The sequence below is a fragment of the Paeniglutamicibacter sp. NPDC012692 genome (assembly GCF_042901625.1).
Classification (GTDB): domain Bacteria; phylum Actinomycetota; class Actinomycetes; order Actinomycetales; family Micrococcaceae; genus Paeniglutamicibacter.
In genome coordinates this window covers 76,006-95,379 of the sequence record NZ_JBIBDE010000003.1, presented here as the reverse complement: position 1 = coordinate 95,379, position 19,374 = coordinate 76,006, and the positions used below count along the sequence as shown (strand labels likewise).

Below are 19,374 nucleotides of genomic sequence, written 5' to 3'. Positions count from 1 at the left end.
GAATGCACCGGGCCAATGGGGAAAACAGACGGGCTCTTCCGCCGACCTCATACCTGCGCGTCTTCGAACCGCTGAGCGCATTCTCCGACGAAGACCAGCTGCTGATCACCGGCGCCCGGCACGGCGACCGCGAAACGCTGGAGGATGAAACGGCCGCCGATGCGCTCAAGCGACTCACCCGGCAGCTTTCCGACCCCTTTCCGCACCAGCATCACGAGGTGTTCCGCAAGCTGAGCATCACCGGCTGGGACGGGGCACCGCACACGCTGTATTGCCCCGACCAGCTGGCAACCCGGGCCGTCCTGGCGTCGGAACAGCTCGACGGCTCGATGCGCCCGCAACTGCTCGAGCTGCTGGTGCCCAACGCGGCGCGCGCTGCGAACGCGCTGCGCATTGACGAGCAGCAATTCACGGACGACCTTGCGCACCTCCACACCCGCACGGCCACCTGGGGCATCCCCTTCGGCTGGTTTGTCCTGGTGCACGAGGACGACGAATACGAGGTCGTCGAGGACGAGGACGAGCTGCTGTCCAGCAGGATCTACACGCCGCTGCACCAGGCCCTGAACCGGGCGCGCTACGCGGCGGCGACACTCGCGATCCACGCCCCGGAGATGGACCTGCTCGACGAGCTCACCGCCCTGAGCGAATGGCTGATGCTCTTCGACAAGGATTCAATGGTCGAGCTCGACTACGGCCGCATCGCGGCACTGGTCTGGCCCGACGATTCCCCCCACGACCTGCGCCTGGGCATCGAGTCCCTGGCCGACTCCGACATGGCCGGCGCCGCGGCCGCCTACCGCCGGCTTTCGAACCGCTGGCTTGCGGTGCGGCAACTCGCGCGCGCGAACTAGGACCCGGCGACCCTTCCGCCGGGCAGACCGCCCACATTGGTAGGCTCGAAGCGTGTCATTGATTCCAGCGGTCCTCCTCTTTGCCCTGTATTTCTACCTGCGTCGCAAGGACCGGCGGATGCTGCGCAACGGGGTGGTGCTGGTTGCCGCCTGCTATTTCGCCCTGACCGCCCTCAGCAATCTCGTGGCCGCATGGATCCCGGGATTCTCGTTGGTATTCCTGGTGCTGCTGGCCCTGGTCCCGCTGGCAATCCTGGTGCTGGCAGCGACGTTGATCCGCAACGGCATGGTGATGATGCGCTCGGAAGGCCGCAGCCTGGGCAATCTGATGTCGTTCGCCCTGGGGATCCTGCTGATCGCGCTGCCCGCTTTCGCCGCGGTCCTGGTCTTCAGCATGAACGCCTGGGCGATCGGGCTGGCCGCCCTGCTCTTCTTCCTGTGCAGCTATTTCGGCGTGGTCTTTGTCATTTTCCTTTCCTACGCCGTCGCCTACGGCCGGATGCCGGGCCTGCAAAAACCGGCGGCGGTCGTGGTGCTGGGTTCACGCCTGATCGACGGCCAGGTCCCGCCGTTGCTGCGCAGTCGGCTGGACCGCGCCGTCGAGATTTACGGGTCGACCACGCCGCGGCCGGTGATGATTCCCTCCGGCGGCCAGGGGCACGACGAATCCCGCGCGGAGGGCACGGCCATGGCCGAATACCTGCGCGGGGCCGGAGTCGACCCCGCCGACATACTGGTCGAGGACAAGGCCGTGAACACCGAGGAAAACCTGCGGTTGTCATCCGACCTGTTTGCCGCATCGGGCCGTTCCGGGGCACTCGTTGCCGTAACGAACAACTACCACGTGCTGCGCGCCGCGCTCTTGGCCCGGAGCCTGAAACTGGATGCGGAAGTGGTCGGCGCCCCGACCGCCAGGTACTACCTTCCGAGCGCGTTCCTGCGCGAATTCGTTGCGGTGCTGGTGGAGCACAAATGGCTGCACCTGTTCCTCTGCATCCCCTTTGTCGGCTTCACCGCCATCCTCATCACGGCCATGCTGGCCCAGGGCTAAGCCGCCGGTCCCTCCCCGGCCGAAGGTCAGCGGTCACTGGACGCGGTCGCTGCGGGCAAACCGCGATCTTGCCCCGGCCGCCAGGTAGACGACGACCGGACCCCGGGCCCCCATCAACTCCTGGGCCGCCCGCGTCGCGTCGACGATTTCATGGCCCAGCCGCCCCGGTTCCACGCCCTTGCGCGGCTGCACCTTGATTTTCAGGCCGGGAACGGGGGCCCGCTCCCAGACGCTCACGCTGATGGAAACGACGTCGACGCGGCGGCCCAGCATGGCACGAATCGTCTGTTCCACCGCCTCGCCCGAGATTTCCACCCGCCCGGGCATCGGCTCGTCGTCGAAGTAGGCACTCACGTATTCACTGGTGCGCCCCCGCCCCTGGACTGATATCCACCAGATCATGAGCAGGATGACCACTATCAACAGTGCTGCCACGATGATCCACAGCCAGGATTCCTTCTGGCCCGGAAGCGTGGTGGCCAGCAGGATCTGCCGACCACTGCCGTACACGGCGTCGGCCAGACCTCGCCATCCGCGGGCGTAGTCGGGCACCCCGGCGATGAGCAGCAGATGGATGCCAAGGGCAAGCAACAACACGCCAAAGATCCCGAGCAGGATCCGGTTAAGCAGCCGCGGCGTCTGGTTCATTGTCCGATCACCCCGCTTTCGGCAACCCGCACCGCGATACGGGGCATCGGCTCCACGGCATTGATGCGCAATTCATCCTCCAGGCCCGCCACGATCATCGAGGGACCCAAAGGCGTCCCGGACGTCGGTCGCACTTGCACGTCGATTTGTTCGCGATTGACCACCACCAAGACCTGGCCCGGGCCAACCGCGGCCTCCAGACGGGCCCTGCGCGCCAACGCCGCGGCAAGAACCTGGTCGTCCATAACCAGCACTGCATCCTCGCACCGCATTGAGTGCTTCGCCAGGCGGCCCCGCCTGAATGCATGTGCGATGAAAAGAACTCCCAACAGGGTGATTGCCAGCCCTGCCGACGCCAAGACGACTGGATCCACGTTTCCGGGCAGTGTCGCGATCCAAATCCACCAGGTTTCGGGCATGGCCAGAAGAGGCACCTGGCCAATGGCCTTGAGGGTTGCTTCGAATAGCGCGTAGATGCAAACCAGGATGATCAGTCCGGCAAGCACGATTGCCGCCGGCGAACGACCACTGGTCAGTTCCCGTTCGCGGATTTCTTCAAGTTCTTCAGTGGTCATGGAGATTCCTTGGTGTGCGCAGTCACCACTCCGGTGATGCGAACGTCCACCCTGCTCACCATGGCTCCGGTCAGTTCCGTGAATTTTTCGCCCAGCACCGTACGTTGCGCCCGCACCCTGTCCAATAGCGAACCGGTCGGCCGGCCCGCGCCGCCCGCGACGGGCAAGGGCAAGTTGATGCCCAACGCCAAGAAGCCAGCGTCATCCCTCATGAAAACCCGAACCACATAAGGGTCAACGCCGAACAGGTCGCCCGCGACGGCCCTGGCGGTACTGTTCAATGCCTGCGCGCTCACCCTTGTGTAGCCGGGCCGCGGTTGCGCGCCTTGGCTCGGCATTGCCTCTTCGACCGGGACATTCATGACGACGATCGCCGACCGGTGAGCGCGTCCCTCAGCGCACGAATATCCACGCGCCCTTCCAAGACGCGCGCAACAAGCGCACCGACAACCATAAACAACGCCATGAGCAGGAACCCGCCAAAGCCAAATGAAAGTGCCGCCCACGCCAGAATTGCTCCTAGAAGAGCACCAATGACTGTCGTTTTCATTCCTTTTCTCCCCGTCGTGGCTCATTTTGCCTGGCAGTGCGCTCGTCCGGAACCGGGATGTGCACGTCACCAATCTCGATGTTCACTTCAATGACCTGCAGCCCGGTAAGTTCCTGCACTGCAACGAAAACCGCCTCGCGAACCCTCGAGGCCAGTTCGTGCAGTGGAACGCCGAAGCTAGCGGTAAGTACAATATCGATGGCTACCTGCGTTGTTCCGACTTCCACGCTGACCCCGTGGGCCGGTTCGTAGGTTGCGCCGACGGCACCGCGGATCGCGCCCAGCGCACGAGAAGTTCCAAGCCCCAACGCATGCACACCAGGAATGTCGCGGGCGGCTCCTGCCGCGACCTTGGCGATCGCCAAGTCCGTCAGCTTGGTCGTTCCGCCAGCTTCCGCTGTCTGGGCACCCCGCAGCGGAAGTTCGTGGTCGAGTGGTTCAACCATGTTTGCGCTCCTCACGGTCATCCGGTTACTTGTCCCCAGACTACAACCGAATATGACTTGCGTCTCAAGGCGAGGGCGTGGAAAGGGAAAGTCCCATCGACACATATATATAGGAGTAAAAATGGGATGCGGCGCGGTGGCTGCCGGAAGGCCGCCCTGAGGCCGACGCGGAATCGATTTCCGGCGCAACCCTCCCGTGGCCGGCCAATCGAACGTCGCGGAACTCGGATCGGAATTCCCGAGTAGTTTGTTAAAGCAAAAACCCCCTTGTTTCCAAGGGGGTTTTAGATGGTGGCTCCGACCGGCGTCGATCCGGTGACCTTTCGATTTTCAGTCGAACGCTCTACCAACTGAGCTACAGAGCCTGGCATCATCAGGCTAGATGATCACCCGATCTTCCGGCGAACCAGAAAACCAAAGCGACCCTGACGGGACTTGAACCCGCGACCTCCGCCGTGACAGGGCGGCGCGCTAACCAACTGCGCTACAGGGCCTTACTTGCGAAGTCTCCCTCGCTCACAAGACAAGAACTCTACCAGAGCTTTTCGCTCTTGTAAAATCCGCATTTCATGCGTACCCCCAACGGGATTCGAACCCGTGCCGCTGCCGTGAAAGGGCAGTGTCCTAGGCCGCTAGACGATGGGGGCCAGGAACCTCTGCGTTGAATTTCTCCGCCGCAGTGGACTCCAATAACTATAGAGGTAAAAATCCGATCGCGCAAAACGAGCGTTCCCCGCGGGTCCAAAATCCACAAAAACCCCGAAAACTCAAGGGTTTTCACGTCGATTGATTCCGCGGACGCACCCCAGAGCCTACGGATAGAGTTCAATTCATGGCTTTCGAAATGACTGATGACGAATTTGAACGGCTCGCAGAAAGGGCCCTGGACGAGATTCCGGCCAACCTTTTGGCCCTGATGGACAACGTCGTCATTTTTATCGAGGATTCCTACACCCCGATGCCCGGCGGGGCCCCGGACACCAAATTGCTGGGGCTCTACGAGGGAACCTCACTGACGGAACGGGATGGAGGATGGGGAGCCGGGGCCCTTCCGGATCGGATCACCATTTACAAGGACGCGATCCTGGAGATCTGCTCATCCGAAAAGCAGGTTGTCGAAGAAGTGGGAATCACGGTGGTCCATGAAATCGCCCACCACTTCGGAATCGACGATCAGCGCCTCCATGAGCTCGGCTGGGGCTAAAGCGCATCAAATCCAAAAAATAATTTTGTGATCCGCGCCCCACCGGATGAATTCGCACGTAACCCCACATGAAACCGTGATTTCCAAATGCCATCAGGTCACGAAAAGGTCACGAAAATTGCGTCCGTCGTGACCATTTCGAGATTTAAGCCTCGACAAGACTTTGATCGATCCTGCATGATCGTTATGCATTCGTTGCATTAGCCACCCCACCACTCCTACTTCTTGGGGAAGTAGCACAGCCCGTGACCAAGAACGATCGGCGACTCGGCAGGACCGTCCTGCAGCAGGGTTCGCCCGGCCACGATTCCAAAACCTGGTTGTGTTGCAAGGCAGTTAGGGAAATCCATGTCTATCCTTCGACAAATGGTCATTGCGACCAGCACCGCACTTGTAGCAAGTTCCGTCCTCGCATCCGCCGCAACAGCGGCCCCGACAGCAACACCTTCCGCGTCGCCGACAGAAAATTCGATCGATTCGGCGACGAACACGGAACTGATCGAAAACATCGCCGCAAGCTTGGCTGTTGCCTCAATTTCGCCGGCCAAGTCCGCAAAATCTCTGGACTCCCAAATTCTCCGGGTTGATCTTGCACTTCAGGACGCCGAGGCCGCCGCACTTGAAGCGGCAGGAAACGTTCTTGTTGCCGATGAAGAGGCCGCGAAGGCCTCATCCAACACCGCCTCGTTGGCCGGCACCTCGATTTCCAAGTTCGCTACCAGTTCAGCCGAACTTGATCGCCAAAAGGTCGCGGCCCTATCCGCCACGGCACAGTCGCTTTACGCGCAGGCCAATAGGCAGCTGGGAGCCAAGCGCACGGAACTGGTGGCCGCCTCAGCAAGGGCCCGCAACACATCCGTGGCCGTTGAAACCACCCGCCTGAATAAGGAATCGGAAAGCCGCGGCGAAGCCGAACTGATGGCTGCGCTGGTGGAATCCGAAAAGACGGTTGCCGATCCCGTCAATGACCCAAGCATCGACCCGGAAACCCTTGACAAGGTCGCGATGTCGACCGGCGCTCTGGGCACGGCCTCCATCGCCGGAGCAACCGTCAAGCTCCCAACCGTGATTTCCCGCGCAAAGCGCATCGACACTTCGATCAGCTGGGCCAAAAAGGTGGCGGGCAACAACAAGTACAGGTACCGCTACGGCGCAACCGGTCCGACCTACTTCGATTGCTCCGGTTACACCGGCAAGGCGTTCTCCGCCGCCGGCAAGAAGCTACAGCGCACCTCGGGCGCGCAGTACAAAGCAGCACCCAAGAAAGTCAAGCTCTCAAAGATGCAGAAGGGTGACCTGGTCTTCTGGAGCTCCAACGGCGGCCGTTCCTTCTACCATGTGGCCCTCTACGTTGGCGGCGGAAAGATCGCCCATGCACGCAACCCGAGCGCCGGCATTTCTGTAACCAACTTGAACTACGCAGGAATGCGAAACATCTACAAGTACGCGGGACGCTACTAAGAAGTTCTCCCATATATCTCTGCCGCAATTCCGTTTGGCAGATCGAAGGCCGCGCTGGTTCCGGATCATCCGAGTCAGCGCGGCCTTCGCGTTCTCCTAAAGGTGCCCAAATTACTATGTCCAAACCTCGGATAATTACATCGTTGTAATTGCTGTTACCTGTGAGACTGATGTTGCCAGTGGGAATAGATATCCCATATGGTGCTAAAGGAAGCAGCGATCAGGCCGCATTTTCGGGCCGTTTTTCCCGCGTATGTCGGGAGATTCTTCAGTGGATCGCCGCGGTAAGGAACACACGGCATGGTTTTCCGGGAAACCTTGGGCGTGGCCGCCTGCGCAATCGCGTTGACTGTCACCTGCCTCACTGGTGCAAGTCCAGCTACAGCGGCAACGACTTCGCCCCTGAGCAGCATCGTTCTTCCGTTGGAACCGAGCGCGGCCGAAGCGCACCTGCCGACACAAGCCCAGTTGAATGCCGCCAAGTCCGATCCCGAGCAGCTCCAAGCCCTGGTGAACCAGCTTGAGGCAACCATTGAGCAAGAACGCTCGAAGCTCGTAAACGCCGAGGCACAGGCACTCGACGCACAAGATGGCCTGCTCGCCGCCGATGAATTGCTTGAGGAACGCGCCCGGACCGCCAAGGAAGCCCGCTCCGAAGCCGAGAAGGCCACGGAGTACCTCGCCTCAAGCAAGAAGAACGTGGGCGCGCTTGCCTCCGACCTCTACCGCAACGGCGGAATTAACCCCGGAGTGGTCAACCTGCTCGACAGCGATGCCGACAGTGACGTCCTCTACAAGGCATCGACCATGGGCGCCTTGACCGCAAACCGTGCGCGCACCGTAAGCACCGCGGAGGAAGCCGTCGCCCTGTGGAAGGCATGGCAGGACTATGCAGATGCTGCGGAAACTGCCGCGAACGAGGCCACTGCGGCCCAGCTGGCCGCAGCAAGCAAGGCATCCTCCACGATGTCCAGCTACGAGGCTTCGATTGCACCGCAGGAAAAGCTCCGCTCCGAGCTCATCGGCCAGCTGGCATTCCTGCGGGGTGTCGATGCCAAGGAAGAGGCTGCGCGAATCGAGGCCAAGGAGGCCGCAGCCGAGGCAGCGCGTCTGCAGGAGCTGATCGACAACACCCCGTCGACTCCTCCTGCCTCGGATAAGTCCAGCGAACCTGCAGATATCAAGCCCTTGGCAATACCGCCAAAGGTTCCCACGGAACAATCGCAGGGCAATTCGCTGGTTCCCAAGCCGTCAAAGCCCAAGCCGCCCGAGAACATAGCCGTTGTCCCCGAACCGGAAGAGCCTCCGGTGAAGCCCGAACCGACTCCGGAAGCGCCGGAGCCGACGCCCACACCGGAAAAGCCAAAACCGACCCCGGAAAAACCAAAGCCAAAGCCGGAAAAGCCGAAACCAACGCCCACACCGGAAAAGCCAAAGCCAACCCCGACGCCGACTCCGACCCCGAAACCAGAGAAGCCCAAGCCGCCGGTAGATGAGGCGGTTCCTCCTTCGTCGAACAGTTTCAACGCTGCGATTTCCTGGGCGCACATGATCGCAAACGACGATTCCAAGGGTTACAGGTTGGGAGCGGTCGGGCCGGACCTCTACGATTGCTCGAGCTACACGGGTGCCGCCTTCGCAAAATCCGGCGTTTACCTGCCCCGGACCTCGTCGCAACAGTATGCCGCCGCGCCCAAGAAGGTGCCGTTGAGCCAGCTTCGCCGCGGCGACCTCGTGTTCTCATCGAGCAACGGCGGAAGCTCGTTCTACCATGTGGCCATCTACCTCGGGGATGGCCAGGTCATCCACGCGCGCAACCCGAACAGCGGAATTTCGGTGACCCCCTTGTCGTGGGTCAACAACCTGCATCCGTACGCAGGCCGATACTAGGCGACCCGCCACCGGCTCTCGGAGTTAAGTGAAGTCGGCTGCACCGGAATTTTCCGGTGCAGCCGACTTCACTTTTTCCTGGCTTTTGTTTGGCCCGTCAGGCCCCCGAGCCGCCGACCCCGTGAGGTCTACTTCCCGTTGGCCCTGTCTTCGAACTGCTGGCGGGTTTCCAGGCGGGGGTCTTTCCCGTCCGGAACGACCATCACCGGGCCCTTCGAGTGGTGCAGAACGCCTTGGCTGGTGGAGCCCAGCAGCATGCCGGCGAATCCGCCTCGGCCACGCGAACCGGTCACCAGCAATCGCGCGGTCTGCGACTCGCGAATCAGCACCTCAACCGGAGAGCCCTCGATGACGTCGGTCTCGATCTTGAGGTCGGGGAAGTAGCTTTGCAGCCAGGCCTTGCCGATGTTCATTTGGTGGCGCACATCCGCAGTGACGGCCTCTTGGTCGACCGTCGCAGGCATCCAGGCCAAGGCGCCGCTGACCGGAGCCAAGGCGCAAACAATGCGCATGGACAACCCGCGGGCAGCGGCCATTTCGGCCGCGACCAACACGGCCAGTCGGGCGCGGTCGGAACCGTCCACGCCCACGACAATCCTGTCCTGGATTTCAGGATCGTCTTCGGGGCGTTTTGCAACACAGACTGGCACAACCACCGTTGGGCACTTGGCATGGGCCGGGAGCGCGCTGGAGACCGATCCGAGCAGGCGCCCGACAAATCCGCCGCGGCCGCGCGTACCGACCACAATGAGTTCGGCTTGGCGGCTCAGGTCCAGCAGGACACCCGAGGGATCCCCCGATTCGATGTATGTACGAACCGTCAGGCCTTCCTCGGTGACGGTTGCCCGGGCCTGGCGAACCACTTCTTCCGCACCATTGCGGATCAGCTGGTCGTCCAATGTGGCATAACCGGCATCCATGGAGGAGGCAGCAAATACCGGGATCGTGTACGCGGTGACGATGTTCAAAACGCTGCCACGCCGCTTGGCTTCCTTGGCCGCCCACTTGAGTGCGCACAGGCCCTGATCCGAACCGTCGACACCAACGACGATTCCTTCGATGGCCTCGGTGTCTTCTTGAGGCACAGATTTTTCGCTCATCGTCTTCACTCCTACGTGTCACGGTCTGAGGCAACGCGGGTTTTCCCGTACGGGGCCCGTATCTCCTATTGTTCACCACAGTGTGACGTGGGTCTATCCGCGATTAGGTGTGGCGCAATTACCACGAGAACTTTCGCCTAAAGGCGTAAAATCGAACTATAATTCCCCCATGCCCAAACAGGATCACTCCCTCTCAAACAAGACGGACGTCTCACGTCTTGATCGATACTTCAAAGTCACCGAGCGTGGCTCCAACTACTCGCGAGAAATCCGTGGCGGCTTTGCCACGTTCTTCGCCATGAGCTACATCGTGGTCCTCAACCCGCTCATCCTGGCGGGTGCCGACGCCAACGGCGACGAGCTCGGTTTCTCCCGCGTGGCCGCCGTGACTGCCCTGGTGGCAGGCATCATGACCATCCTGATGGGTGCCTGGGCCCGTCATCCGTTCGCCATGGCAACCGGCCTCGGAGTCAACGCGTTCGTGGCGATCACCGTTGCAACAAACCCGTCACTCACTTGGCCTGACGTCATGGGCCTTGTCGTGATTTCCGGTATCACCATGCTGATTCTGGTGTTGACCGGATTCCGAACGGCAGTCTTCAACGCCGTTCCGGCAAGCCTCAAGACGGCAATCGTGGTGGGCATCGGCATGTTCATCGCGCTGATCGGCCTGGTAAACGCCGGGTTCGTACGACGCATTCCGGATGCCGCCGGCACCACCGTCCCGGTGGGCCTGGGCTTCGACGGCACGCTGGCCGGCTGGCCGATCCTGGTGTTCGTTTTTGGCTTGCTGCTCACCATCGCCCTGGTGGTTCGCAAGGTCAAGGGAGCGATCCTCATCGGCATCGTCGCCTCGGCGATCCTGGCAAACATCCTTGAGGTTGTCTTCAAGATCGGTCCGTCCTTCGACGCCGCCACCGGAAACGTCAATCCCCAGGGCTGGTCGCTGGTCGTCCCGTCGCTGCCCGAGTGGGCGGCTCCCGACCTTTCCCTGCTGGGTCAGGTCAACGTCTTCGGCGCCTTCGAGCACCTCGGCGTGACGGCGGCCCTGCTACTGGCCTTCGTCATTCTGCTCTCGATCTTCTTCGACGCCATGGGCACCATGGTGGGCCTGGCCAACGAGGCCGGCACCGTTGACAAGGACGGCAACATCCCGGACGTGGACAAGGTCCTGCTGGTGGACGCCCTGGGCGCCATCGTCGGCGGCGGCGCATCGGCGTCCTCCAACCAGATCTACGTCGAGTCCGGCGCGGGCATCGGCGAGGGCGCACGCACCGGCCTGGCCTCGATCGTGACCGGCCTGCTGTTCATCGCGGCGATGTTCCTGACCCCGCTGATCTACCTGGTGCCGTTCGAGGCGGTCGCCCCGGCCCTGGTGGTCGTCGGTTTCATGATGATCTCCCAGGTCGGCAAGATCGACTGGAACGACTGGGGCGTGGCCATTCCGTCGTTCCTTACCTTCATCCTGATGCCGTTCACCTACTCGATCGCCAACGGCATCGGCGCCGGCTTCATCGCCTTCGTCTTCATCCGCGCGATCCAGGGTCGCGCCCGCGAGGTGCACCCGCTGATGTGGGCCGTCGCCGGGGCGTTCCTGCTCTTCTTCGGCATCGGCGTCATCGAACAGGCCATAGGCATGTAGCCTCTTCAAAACCCGGGAAGCCGGGGAACACCGCAAGGTGTTCCCCGGCTTCTGCCGTCTGGGAACGCGTTCCGGGAACCGGAACCCGGCCTAGCCGCGCACGCGCAGCTTCCACAGCGAAGTGATTTCCGACGAGCGTTCGGCGTGGAACGGGTCGCTGGTGTCCGCGCTGCGGCCGTGGGTCGGGACGGTCTCCGAGCGCCCGGCGACTTCCAGCCCCGCGGCGTCAATCCAGCCCAGCAGCTCCTCGCGGCTGCGCAGGCCGAGGCGTTCGGCCAGGTCGGAGATGACAAGCCAGCCCTCGCCTCCGGGGCTCAGGTGGCCGGGCAGCCCGTTGAGGAATTCGCGCAGCATGCGCGACTTGGGGTCGTAGACCGCGTAGTCCAGCAGCGTCTGCGGCGTGCCGGGCAGCCACGGCGGGTTGCAGACCACCAGCGAGGCACGCCCTTCCGGAAACATGTCGCACACGATCGCCGTGGCCCTGTCAGCCAGGCCCAGCTCCGCAAAGGTCGCGCCGGCGCAGGCGACTGCGCGTTCCTGCGAGTCGGTGCCGATCACCTCGGCCACCCCGCGCTTGGCCAGGATCGCCGCCAGCACGCCGGTTCCGGTGCCGATGTCGAAGGCGCGGTCCGTGCCGGGCAGTTCCGCCTCCGCCACCAGGTCCAGGTACTCCCCGCGCACCGGGGCGAAGGTGCCGTAGTGCGGGTGGATCTTTGCCCCGAGCGCCGGCACGTGCAGGCCGGTGGACCGCCACTGCTGGGCGCCGATGGCGCCGAGCAGTTCCTGCAGGGTGACAAGCGTCGGCTCCCCGACCTCGCCGAAGGCGTTCACCCAGGCCTCGGCCACGTCCGGGGCCCGGCGCAGCGCCACGGCGGGCCCGGGCTCGACGGGGACCAGAAGCATCGAAAGCATGCGGGAGCGCTGCGTGCGGGCCTGCCGGTACTTGTAGAAGCGTTCGGCGGTGGTCGCCGCCGCGGCCTTGCGCTTGGGCTTGCCCGCATCGGGCGCGCGGCGTCCCATGGCGCTGAGCAGCTGGCGGGCGTTGTGGTAGTCGCCGGTCCAGAGCATTCCGACGCCCTGCGCGGCCATCCTGTGGGCCTCGTCGGCCGTGAGGGTGTCATCGACAGGGACGATGCGCGCCGGCGGCTTGGCCCCGTTGGAGGAGGACCAGAGCGCGGTCCGGGTTTGGCCGTCCTGTTCCCAGGAAACAAGTGTTGGTGTGTTCATGGGGTTCGGGGGTGCTCCTGCTGTTGAAAAATCTGCCCTGCGTCCGAACCCCGCGGAATCCTCTCGCGGATCCGCCGGACCGGCCGGCCGCGTCGAACAGGAATGTTCGACGCACTCCAAGCCTATAGGGGGCGCGGGGCCCGGACACCTCCGCCGGCGATCACGGTCGCGGCGCATGCGCCCTAGATGGCGGTTGCGTGGCGGGCGAAGGCCCGGACCGTGGCATCCTCCCAGTGCTGGGCCGGAACCCCGCCGCCGAGCAGTTCCCGGGTGAAATCGGGGCCCGTCGGGATCGGTGCGTTGGATCCGGCGATGATGACGTTGCCGTAGCGCCGGCCCTTGAGCATGGGCGGGTCGGCGATGATCGCCACGTACTTGAAGACGGAGCCGATGGTTGCGGCCTCGCGCTTGGCGTTGTCCAGCGCCGGGGTGTCACCGCAATTGACGATGTAGAGGCCGTCGGTGTCCAGCACCCGGGCCGCGTGCGCCGTGAACTCCAGCGTTGTCAGGTCCTTGGGCGTCTGGTCCCCGGCGAACACGTCACGGATGACCAGGTCGCGGGTGGCGTCGGTCAGGCTCCGCAGCACTTCCCCGGCCTCCCCCACGCGCAACCGCAGCAACGGGGAGCGCGGCAGGTCGAACCAGGCTCGCACCAGTTCCGCGAGTTTTCCGTCGAGTTCCACCACCACCTGGCGCGCGTTCGGGTAGGTCGCCGCGGCCCAGCGGGCCATCGAGCAGGCGCCCCCGCCCAGGTGCAGCGCCCGCAGCTTGGACTCGTTCCCGTCGAAGGCCGCCGGTGCGAAGCGCGAGCGAATCAGCGCGGCGATCCAGCGCATGTACTCGAAGTCCAGGCGTTCGGGTGCGGCGAGGTCCACGTGGGATGACGGGACGCCGTTGACCTTGAGGATCCAGCCCTCGGGCGAATAGTGGTCGCGTTCCAGCGTGGCCGTGCCGGTGTCGATCGGGTAGTTTCCCTCGATCGGTCCGGTGTCGGCGGCCTCGTTGCCGGCCGGTTGCTCTGCCGTGTTTTTGGTCGTGTTTTTGGTATTCTTGCCGCGGCCCTTAGCCACGGTTGGCGCCCCGGCGGACCATGCGGATTTCGTTCAGGCCGGCCCAGGCGTCAGCGAGCGCCTCGATGCGGCCGTCGGCGGCAAAGCCGTGCTTGGCGTAGAACGCCTGGGCGCGGGGGTTGTCTTCCAGCACCCAGAGCACGGCGTCTCGACCGGTGAGCACGGTTTCGAGGAGCTTTTCACCGATGCCGGTGCCGTGGTGCTCGGCCAGGACGTAGAGCACCTGCAGTTCGATGCCCACTCCGGTGTCCGAATCGTCATCGGCCACAGGGCCGCCGCCGGCGACGCCGATGACGTTGGACTGCCCGTCGGTGGCAATCCAGAGTTCGGCACCCTGCGCCAATCCGCGGGCCCACCAGTCCGCTTCCATTTCCAGGCGCGCCTCGGCATCGGAAAAGAAGGATTCGGGGCGCTGTTCCTTGTAGGCTTCGCGCCAGGACTGGAGCTTCATGCCCAGGGTTGCTTTGATGTCCTCGGGGGTGGCAAGGCGGATCTCGTAGGTCTCGGTAGTCACGCTGCAAGCCTATGTGTATTTGCCGCAACCGGCCCAACGCGGCACGTTGGGCCGCCAATCGCTGCTTCAGCGCACCACGGCCAGGGCGAAACCGTCCCAGCCCTTGACTCCCACCGTCTGCAAGGCCGTGGCATCCAGTCGGGGATTGCTGCCCAGCATGTCGATCCCGTCGCGGACTCCCTTGAGCATGCGGCCGGCCTCGTCCACGGGTTCCCCGGGACGCAGCACCCCGCCTTCGCGCACCACGTTGTCCACCACGATGACGCTGCCGGGATGGCCCAGGGTGATGGCGGACTGGATGTAGTGCGCGTTGTTTTCCTTGTCGGCATCGATGAAGATCAGGTCAAAGGGTTCCCCGCCCTCGGCCAGCAGCGCGTCGAGGGTATCGAGTGCGGCCCCGATCCGGATGTCCACGCGGTCTTCAACCCCGGCCGCGGCAAGGTTGTCCGCGGCGACCCTGGCGTGCAGGGGTTCGAACTCGCAGGTCACCACGTGCCCGTCGGCACCCACGCCGCGGGCCAGCCAGGTGGTTGAGTAGCCGCCGAGGGTCCCGATTTCCAGGACGCGCTTGGCCGAGGCAATTTGGGCCAGCAGCATCAGGAATTTTCCCTGGACTTCGCTGACTTCAATGCGGGGCAGTCCCGCCTCGTGCGCCCGCCGGCGTGCGGCATCCATTTCGGGCTCCGGGTCAAGGAGCTTCTCAACGAAATACGCATCTACCTCGGCTGGCGTGACCGGCTCGGCTGAACTGTCCATGGGAGCTACTCCTGCGCGTCAAGAGCCCTTTCCAGGCGCTCGATTTTTCCTGTCAATTCCCCGCTGTAGCCGGGGCGGATATCCGCCTTGAGCACGAGGGAAACCCGCGACCCGTAGGCCGCGACGGCCTCCGTCGCCCGCTTGATGACGTCCATGACCTCATCCCATTCCCCTTCGATTTCGGTGAACATCGAGGAGGTGGAGTTCGGGAGTCCCGAATCACGGACGACCTTGACGGCCGCGGCCACTGCGTCGTGGACCGAACCGTCCGCGTTGTCGGTACTGGGGGCAAGAGAGAAGGCAACGATCATGGTTCAACTGTGCCACTGCGCACCCCGCATGTCACGGCGGCCCGTCAGAATGACGCACGCCGCCCTTCGCGGATTCGGCCATGTCGCGGGTGCCCCGGGATCTGTCTGCTCCATAGGATGATGGCCATGACACAACGCATAATTCGTTGGGCCGTCGTGCCGGTGCTGTTGCTTGCACTCACGGGATGCACCCAGCTGACCAACGCGGACGGGTTCACTCCCACGCCGGTTCCCACAACGGCGCCAACTCCGTCCGACAGCGGGTGGCAAGAAACCTCTGTCGAAAATCTCTTCGGCATTCCCGAAGAGGCCCCCGAAGCGTTCACCAAGGAATCGTTGCCCGATCCTGCGGGCCTTGCCCCCGAAGGGATCGCCAATGCGGTTTCGCTGGGCGATCTTGATGCCACCAAGACAAAACGCTCCCTGCGATTGCCAAAGCCGGTCGAAAGCGGCACGCTCACGGTTCAATTTGTATGTGTCGACGGGGAAATCTACATCGGCAGTGACGAACTCGGCGGCATGGGCATCCCCTGTGACGGGGTATCACAGGCGTTTGCATTTTCGATCGATGAGGCCACCAGGTCATTGAAAATCGATCTGACAGTTTCCCGCGGAACCTCGTACTCCGCGGCCGCCTACCAAGAACCGGACGCCCGGACCATCATCGACTAGCCATGTTGAGCCGGCCGGCTTCCGCGCTTAGCCCCAGCCGAGCAATCGCAACAACGCAGCGGCGGCGGCGCCGGCGATCACGACCACCAGGAACGGCGCGCGCAGAAGCAATGCAATGCCCGCGGCGACCAGTGCCCCGATCCGCGCATCAAACTCCACGCTGCCGCCACTGGCCACGGCGTTCACCGTCGTGAGCGAGGCCAACAGCCCGATGGTCAGCGCGCCCGCGGCCCGCGTCATTTTTTCGTTCTCCAGCAGCTTCTCGGGAACCAGGAAACCGAGCATCTTGATCCCGTAGGCCGCGGCGCAGCCGGCAAGGATCCACCACCACAACTCGTTCACGGTGCATTCCCTTCGCTGGCGTGCGGTTCGACGTCGGGTTCCAGGCCCTCGTCCGAAGGACCCCTGCCGAAGTAACCCCAGACGCCCGCGATGACCGCGGCAACCAGTATGGGCACGCCCGGCGGCACCAGGGGAACCACAAGGATCGTTGCCAGTGCACATACCGAGGCGATGGCGATGGGTTCGGCCGACTTCAGCCGCGGCCACAGCAGGCCCAGGAACGCCGCGACGGCAGCCCCGTCAAGCCCCCACGTCTTGGGATCTCCCAGCGCATCGCCGAGGAGCGCACCCACGATGGTAAAGATATTCCACATCACGTATATGCCCAGGCCGGCAACCCAGAATCCGCGCTTTTGCTCCGCTGGATCGGCCTGCCCCGCGGCCGTGGCCACCGATTCATCGATGGTCACATGCGCCGCAACAAGCCTGCGCCAACCGCGGGGCTTGATCATCGACTTGATCTGCATGCCGTACACGGCGTTGCGCACCCCGAGCAGTGTTGCAGCGCCAAAAGCCGCGCCGGGAGCACCGCCCCCGGCAACAACACCAATGAAGGCGAACTGCGAACCGCCGGTGAACATCAGCAGGCTCAAGGCGGATACCTGCCAAACACTGAGCCCCGCGGCAACGCCCAATGCGCCATAGGAAATGGCGTAGAGGCCCGTGGCGACGGCGATGGACAGGCCTACCTTGGTCGCAGGGGTCATTTTGGGAAGCACAGACCAAGCTTAGCCATGGAAAACGGGTTTTCATTAGGCGCGGGCGCAACACCAGGGAGTTCACCGGTCATAGACTGGAAAACCGAAGCCTGTACCGGATACGCCCCAAGACGAAGGAAAACCAATGCTTGAAGGAACGATTGTGGTTGTCCCTGCGAAACCGACCGGGTGGTCCCTGATCCTCCGCGGCGCACTTGCCGTGGTTTTTGCCCTGGTCATTCTTGCATGGGCAGACATCACCGTCGCCGCGACGGTCTTTGTCTTCGGACTTTTCACGCTCTTGGACGGGGCACTGAGCCTTGGCCTGTGGTTCGCATCGAGCAAGGGCAGCAAGAACCCGTGGTTGCTTGCCCTGGGCATCGTATCCATCGCTGCCGGCCTAGTTGCGATGATCTGGCCCAACAAGACCGCAATCATTGTTGTACTGATCATCGGCTGGTGGGCCTTGGCCCTCGGGGTTCTCCAGCTGGTTTCGGCGCTGGCCGCCCGCAAGGTGTTCCCGTTCTGGTGGGTGGGGCTGATCAGCGGCGGCATCACCCTCGCACTGGGGTTGTGGCTGGTGATTGCGCCTGGCACGGGCATCTTGGCGATGCTCGTGGTCATTGCGACATTCCTGATCCTTGCCGGTCTCGCGATGTTGTTCGAGGGCTTCAAGACCCTTCGCTCGGCTTCAGCCTAGACACCGGAGGGAGCCGGCGAGCCCGGCTCCCACCGGAACTTCGCCGGATCTTAGGCGTGGAGAGCTTCGTAGCGGACCTTGAGCGCCCCGCGCTTGACCTTCGCCTCGAGGATCTTGCCGTCCTTGAGGCAGGACAGGTCCCTGACGTGGGTGCCGCCGCACGGTTCCGCGTTTACGCCGGCAATGGCGACGGTCCGGACCCCCTGAGAATCCGTCGCGGTGGAGACGCTTGCCGACGTTGCGATGAGCTTGTCGAGCTCCGCCTGGAGTTCCTTGACGGCAACCGCCCGGGTCTCCGGGGTTGAGAAGTCCGCGGTGAGGCTTTCGGGGCGGAAATCAAGCCGGGCCTGTCCCGGGAAATGGCTGTGTCCGCTGTGTTCCCAGCTGCGCGCCTCGCCGATAAAGCCGACAAGGTGTCCGGCGGTGTGCAACGCCGCGTGCAGAAGCCTGGTGTCGGGATCCACCGCCGAGGTTACGGTTGCACCCACCGGAAGCGCGCCGGCGCCGCCCAGGATCACCAGCCCGTCCTCGTTGCGCGAGACGTTCACCTCAAGGCCGTTTACGGTGCCGGTGTCTTCGAGCTGCCCGCCGCCTCGCGGGTGGAAAATGTTCGGGCTCAGGGCAATCCACGGCGCACCCTCGGGGTCCGTTCCGTTGGCGATGACCCGCGCCTCGGATTCAAAGAGGTAGGTGTCTTGGTAATAGGCGTTTATTTGTTGATCCACGCGGCGATTCTACGCGTTCGGGCGGACCAAGATTTACTGACCCGCTGCATGTTCAGGAAAGTCCCAGATGCGACTTGATGAACGCCGGAACATTGCTGGTCAGTTGCTTGACCCCGAGGTTGACAAGGAAGGTCGCGTCCTCCGGATCGTCGACGGTCCAGACCCGGAAAGTCGCGCCCCGGCGCATCCATGCCTCAACGAGCGATGGATGCTTGCGCACATAGGCCACGCCGGGTCCGGCCAGCTGGGGAACGCCCGAATCCAGCAGCTCTACGCCCTGGGTCATTGCCTGTGCCAGGACCGCGGCGACGCCGGCACGATCGGTTTCACCCGCGAGCACCAGTTCGTCGATCCACTCCTCGTCCACTTCGGTGACCAGTTGGCACACGTGCCGAGCGGGAATTCGCTCCAGCAGGTAACGCACGGACCCGGGGTCGAAACTCATGAACGTGACATAGATTTTTCCGACCATGGAGTCCTCGGCGTTCCATCCCAGGTCCGCGAGTTCGGCCAGTGTTGCATCCTCGAGCCTCCGCCCGAAAGGGCTTGGATGCTTGATCTCCACGGCCAATCCAACGGCCCGGTCAGACTTCTGCATGAGCAGCACTAGTTCCCGCAGAGTGACAAGCTGTTCGTTGATCGCCCCGAATTCCGCTGGAATCGAGGGGTTCTTCCAGGACGAGAAATCCAGGTTGCGCAGTTGGTCCAGCGATTTTTCGCCGACCCTGCCGGTGGAATTTGAGGTTCGGTCGACGGTGGGGTCGTGGTGGCAGACCACGAATCCGTCGGAACTCAGGTGCACGTCGCATTCGATTCCGTCGGCCCCGTCGAGCAGCGCCTGCATGTAGGCCGCCCGGGTGTTTTCGGCATAGGCCTTCGATGATCCGCGATGGGCATAGACGAGGGTGCGCATGGGGTTCACGCTACAACCTGCTCCC

The 19,374-nt window shown here is 63.4% G+C and carries 24 protein-coding genes and 3 tRNA genes; 8 read left to right on the top strand and 19 right to left on the bottom strand.

What is annotated here, in order from left to right:
* Positions 1 to 2: 2 nt before the first annotated feature.
* Positions 3 to 854 carry a hypothetical protein gene (locus ACFY5D_RS12555; RefSeq protein WP_387530048.1) on the top strand — a complete coding sequence of 284 codons (852 nt, stop codon included), beginning with the start codon at positions 3 to 5 and terminating at the stop codon, positions 852 to 854.
* Positions 855 to 906: 52 nt separating this feature from the next.
* Positions 907 to 1,905 (top strand): YdcF family protein, encoded by a 999-nt coding sequence (locus ACFY5D_RS12550; protein WP_387530045.1) that lies wholly within the window; start codon positions 907 to 909, stop codon positions 1,903 to 1,905.
* Positions 1,906 to 1,938: 33 nt separating this feature from the next.
* On the opposite strand, the gene ACFY5D_RS12545 is transcribed toward ACFY5D_RS12550, so the two are convergent.
* The 8 genes from ACFY5D_RS12545 to ACFY5D_RS12510 all read right to left on the bottom strand — a co-directional run bounded on the left by ACFY5D_RS12545 (position 1,939) and on the right by ACFY5D_RS12510 (position 4,771).
* Positions 1,939 to 2,553, bottom strand: coding sequence for a hypothetical protein (locus ACFY5D_RS12545; protein WP_387530042.1), 615 nt, complete (start codon positions 2,551 to 2,553; stop codon positions 1,939 to 1,941).
* Positions 2,550 to 3,128: a hypothetical protein gene (locus tag ACFY5D_RS12540; protein ID WP_387530039.1), complete on the bottom strand. Its 579-nt coding sequence runs from the start codon at positions 3,126 to 3,128 to the stop codon at positions 2,550 to 2,552. Before ACFY5D_RS12540 ends, ACFY5D_RS12545 begins: the two co-directional genes overlap by 4 nt.
* A complete protein-coding gene (locus ACFY5D_RS12535; protein ID WP_387530036.1) occupies positions 3,125 to 3,490 on the bottom strand; it encodes a hypothetical protein in 366 nt (121 codons plus the stop codon). Before ACFY5D_RS12535 ends, ACFY5D_RS12540 begins: the two co-directional genes overlap by 4 nt.
* Positions 3,487 to 3,678 (bottom strand): DUF2273 domain-containing protein, encoded by a 192-nt coding sequence (locus tag ACFY5D_RS12530; protein ID WP_387530034.1) that lies wholly within the window; start codon positions 3,676 to 3,678, stop codon positions 3,487 to 3,489. The genes ACFY5D_RS12535 and ACFY5D_RS12530 overlap by 4 nt, the downstream gene beginning before the upstream one ends.
* Complete coding sequence (locus ACFY5D_RS12525; protein ID WP_387530031.1) at positions 3,675 to 4,124, bottom strand: Asp23/Gls24 family envelope stress response protein; 450 nt, start codon at positions 4,122 to 4,124, stop codon at positions 3,675 to 3,677. The genes ACFY5D_RS12530 and ACFY5D_RS12525 overlap by 4 nt, the downstream gene beginning before the upstream one ends.
* A gap of 289 nt (positions 4,125 to 4,413) precedes the next feature.
* Positions 4,414 to 4,489, bottom strand: a tRNA-Phe gene (locus ACFY5D_RS12520).
* A gap of 55 nt (positions 4,490 to 4,544) precedes the next feature.
* A tRNA-Asp gene (locus tag ACFY5D_RS12515) sits at positions 4,545 to 4,618 on the bottom strand.
* 80 nt (positions 4,619 to 4,698) lie between these two features.
* Positions 4,699 to 4,771, bottom strand: a tRNA-Glu gene (locus tag ACFY5D_RS12510).
* Positions 4,772 to 4,956: 185 nt separating this feature from the next.
* On the opposite strand from ACFY5D_RS12510, the gene ACFY5D_RS12505 reads away from it, so the two are divergent.
* Positions 4,957 to 5,328 (top strand): metallopeptidase family protein, encoded by a 372-nt coding sequence (locus ACFY5D_RS12505; RefSeq protein WP_387530028.1) that lies wholly within the window; start codon positions 4,957 to 4,959, stop codon positions 5,326 to 5,328.
* A 218-nt stretch (positions 5,329 to 5,546) separates the two neighbouring features.
* Here ACFY5D_RS12505 and ACFY5D_RS12500 read toward each other — a convergent pair whose 3' ends face one another.
* Complete coding sequence (locus ACFY5D_RS12500) at positions 5,547 to 5,837, bottom strand: hypothetical protein (protein ID WP_387530025.1); 291 nt, start codon at positions 5,835 to 5,837, stop codon at positions 5,547 to 5,549.
* Positions 5,838 to 5,847: 10 nt separating this feature from the next.
* Between ACFY5D_RS12500 and ACFY5D_RS12495 the strand changes: the two genes are divergently transcribed.
* Positions 5,848 to 6,789, top strand: a complete 942-nt coding sequence (locus ACFY5D_RS12495) for a C40 family peptidase (protein ID WP_387530022.1) — start codon at positions 5,848 to 5,850, stop codon at positions 6,787 to 6,789.
* Positions 6,790 to 7,089: 300 nt separating this feature from the next.
* On the top strand, positions 7,090 to 8,679 hold the full coding sequence (locus tag ACFY5D_RS12490) for an NlpC/P60 family protein (protein ID WP_387530020.1): 1,590 nt from the start codon (positions 7,090 to 7,092) through the stop codon (positions 8,677 to 8,679).
* Positions 8,680 to 8,807: 128 nt separating this feature from the next.
* Here the strand turns inward: ACFY5D_RS12490 and ACFY5D_RS12485 are convergent, their stop codons facing one another.
* The gene (locus tag ACFY5D_RS12485) at positions 8,808 to 9,779 is read right to left on the bottom strand and encodes a universal stress protein (protein ID WP_387530018.1); all 972 of its coding nucleotides are present in this window, start codon (positions 9,777 to 9,779) and stop codon (positions 8,808 to 8,810) included.
* A gap of 169 nt (positions 9,780 to 9,948) precedes the next feature.
* Here ACFY5D_RS12485 and ACFY5D_RS12480 point away from each other — a divergent pair, with 169 nt between their 5' ends.
* Complete coding sequence (locus ACFY5D_RS12480) at positions 9,949 to 11,421, top strand: NCS2 family permease (protein ID WP_387530016.1); 1,473 nt, start codon at positions 9,949 to 9,951, stop codon at positions 11,419 to 11,421.
* A 90-nt stretch (positions 11,422 to 11,511) separates the two neighbouring features.
* Here the strand turns inward: ACFY5D_RS12480 and ACFY5D_RS12475 are convergent, their stop codons facing one another.
* The 5 genes from ACFY5D_RS12475 to ACFY5D_RS12455 all read right to left on the bottom strand — a co-directional run bounded on the left by ACFY5D_RS12475 (position 11,512) and on the right by ACFY5D_RS12455 (position 15,299).
* Positions 11,512 to 12,648 carry a methyltransferase gene (locus ACFY5D_RS12475; RefSeq protein ID WP_387530013.1) on the bottom strand — a complete coding sequence of 379 codons (1,137 nt, stop codon included), beginning with the start codon at positions 12,646 to 12,648 and terminating at the stop codon, positions 11,512 to 11,514.
* A gap of 182 nt (positions 12,649 to 12,830) precedes the next feature.
* On the bottom strand, positions 12,831 to 13,718 hold the full coding sequence (locus ACFY5D_RS12470; protein WP_387530011.1) for a spermidine synthase: 888 nt from the start codon (positions 13,716 to 13,718) through the stop codon (positions 12,831 to 12,833).
* Entirely contained in the window at positions 13,711 to 14,232 is a 522-nt protein-coding gene (locus tag ACFY5D_RS12465) for a GNAT family N-acetyltransferase (RefSeq protein ID WP_387530009.1), read from the bottom strand. Before ACFY5D_RS12465 ends, ACFY5D_RS12470 begins: the two co-directional genes overlap by 8 nt.
* A gap of 66 nt (positions 14,233 to 14,298) precedes the next feature.
* Positions 14,299 to 14,988, bottom strand: coding sequence for an O-methyltransferase (locus ACFY5D_RS12460; protein WP_387530007.1), 690 nt, complete (start codon positions 14,986 to 14,988; stop codon positions 14,299 to 14,301).
* Between the two features lie 5 nt (positions 14,989 to 14,993).
* On the bottom strand, positions 14,994 to 15,299 hold the full coding sequence (locus ACFY5D_RS12455; protein ID WP_210002672.1) for a thiamine-binding protein: 306 nt from the start codon (positions 15,297 to 15,299) through the stop codon (positions 14,994 to 14,996).
* Positions 15,300 to 15,425: 126 nt separating this feature from the next.
* Here ACFY5D_RS12455 and ACFY5D_RS12450 point away from each other — a divergent pair, with 126 nt between their 5' ends.
* Positions 15,426 to 15,971, top strand: a complete 546-nt coding sequence (locus ACFY5D_RS12450) for a hypothetical protein (RefSeq protein ID WP_387530004.1) — start codon at positions 15,426 to 15,428, stop codon at positions 15,969 to 15,971.
* A 27-nt stretch (positions 15,972 to 15,998) separates the two neighbouring features.
* On the opposite strand, the gene ACFY5D_RS12445 is transcribed toward ACFY5D_RS12450, so the two are convergent.
* A complete protein-coding gene (locus ACFY5D_RS12445) occupies positions 15,999 to 16,313 on the bottom strand; it encodes an AzlD domain-containing protein (RefSeq protein WP_387530001.1) in 315 nt (104 codons plus the stop codon).
* Positions 16,310 to 17,020 carry an AzlC family ABC transporter permease gene (locus tag ACFY5D_RS12440; protein ID WP_387531018.1) on the bottom strand — a complete coding sequence of 237 codons (711 nt, stop codon included), beginning with the start codon at positions 17,018 to 17,020 and terminating at the stop codon, positions 16,310 to 16,312. The genes ACFY5D_RS12445 and ACFY5D_RS12440 overlap by 4 nt, the downstream gene beginning before the upstream one ends.
* Positions 17,021 to 17,156: 136 nt before the next feature.
* On the opposite strand from ACFY5D_RS12440, the gene ACFY5D_RS12435 reads away from it, so the two are divergent.
* Complete coding sequence (locus ACFY5D_RS12435; RefSeq protein WP_387529999.1) at positions 17,157 to 17,711, top strand: HdeD family acid-resistance protein; 555 nt, start codon at positions 17,157 to 17,159, stop codon at positions 17,709 to 17,711.
* 50 nt (positions 17,712 to 17,761) lie between these two features.
* Here the strand turns inward: ACFY5D_RS12435 and ACFY5D_RS12430 are convergent, their stop codons facing one another.
* Positions 17,762 to 18,436, bottom strand: a complete 675-nt coding sequence (locus ACFY5D_RS12430; RefSeq protein WP_387529997.1) for a hypothetical protein — start codon at positions 18,434 to 18,436, stop codon at positions 17,762 to 17,764.
* Positions 18,437 to 18,488: 52 nt separating this feature from the next.
* Positions 18,489 to 19,349 (bottom strand): glycerophosphodiester phosphodiesterase, encoded by an 861-nt coding sequence (locus ACFY5D_RS12425; RefSeq protein ID WP_387529994.1) that lies wholly within the window; start codon positions 19,347 to 19,349, stop codon positions 18,489 to 18,491.
* Between the last annotated feature and the right edge of the window lie 25 nt (positions 19,350 to 19,374).

Coding starts and splice junctions, on each gene's coding strand:
- ACFY5D_RS12490 (WP_387530020.1), top strand. CDS start 7,090: ATGGTTTTCCGGGAAACCTTGGGCGTGGCCGCCTGCGCAATCGCGTTG.
- ACFY5D_RS12455 (WP_210002672.1), bottom strand. CDS start 15,299: ATGATCGTTGCCTTCTCTCTTGCCCCCAGTACCGACAACGCGGACGGT.
- ACFY5D_RS12450 (WP_387530004.1), top strand. CDS start 15,426: ATGACACAACGCATAATTCGTTGGGCCGTCGTGCCGGTGCTGTTGCTT.
- ACFY5D_RS12475 (WP_387530013.1), bottom strand. CDS start 12,648: ATGAACACACCAACACTTGTTTCCTGGGAACAGGACGGCCAAACCCGG.
- ACFY5D_RS12435 (WP_387529999.1), top strand. CDS start 17,157: ATGCTTGAAGGAACGATTGTGGTTGTCCCTGCGAAACCGACCGGGTGG.
- ACFY5D_RS12545 (WP_387530042.1), bottom strand. CDS start 2,553: ATGAACCAGACGCCGCGGCTGCTTAACCGGATCCTGCTCGGGATCTTT.
- ACFY5D_RS12535 (WP_387530036.1), bottom strand. CDS start 3,490: ATGAATGTCCCGGTCGAAGAGGCAATGCCGAGCCAAGGCGCGCAACCG.
- ACFY5D_RS12480 (WP_387530016.1), top strand. CDS start 9,949: ATGCCCAAACAGGATCACTCCCTCTCAAACAAGACGGACGTCTCACGT.
- ACFY5D_RS12425 (WP_387529994.1), bottom strand. CDS start 19,349: ATGCGCACCCTCGTCTATGCCCATCGCGGATCATCGAAGGCCTATGCC.
- ACFY5D_RS12485 (WP_387530018.1), bottom strand. CDS start 9,779: ATGAGCGAAAAATCTGTGCCTCAAGAAGACACCGAGGCCATCGAAGGA.
- ACFY5D_RS12500 (WP_387530025.1), bottom strand. CDS start 5,837: ATGTTTTCGATCAGTTCCGTGTTCGTCGCCGAATCGATCGAATTTTCT.
- ACFY5D_RS12440 (WP_387531018.1), bottom strand. CDS start 17,020: ATGACCCCTGCGACCAAGGTAGGCCTGTCCATCGCCGTCGCCACGGGC.
- ACFY5D_RS12530 (WP_387530034.1), bottom strand. CDS start 3,678: ATGAAAACGACAGTCATTGGTGCTCTTCTAGGAGCAATTCTGGCGTGG.
- ACFY5D_RS12555 (WP_387530048.1), top strand. CDS start 3: ATGCACCGGGCCAATGGGGAAAACAGACGGGCTCTTCCGCCGACCTCA.
- ACFY5D_RS12540 (WP_387530039.1), bottom strand. CDS start 3,128: ATGACCACTGAAGAACTTGAAGAAATCCGCGAACGGGAACTGACCAGT.
- ACFY5D_RS12460 (WP_387530007.1), bottom strand. CDS start 14,988: ATGGACAGTTCAGCCGAGCCGGTCACGCCAGCCGAGGTAGATGCGTAT.
- ACFY5D_RS12505 (WP_387530028.1), top strand. CDS start 4,957: ATGGCTTTCGAAATGACTGATGACGAATTTGAACGGCTCGCAGAAAGG.
- ACFY5D_RS12525 (WP_387530031.1), bottom strand. CDS start 4,124: ATGGTTGAACCACTCGACCACGAACTTCCGCTGCGGGGTGCCCAGACA.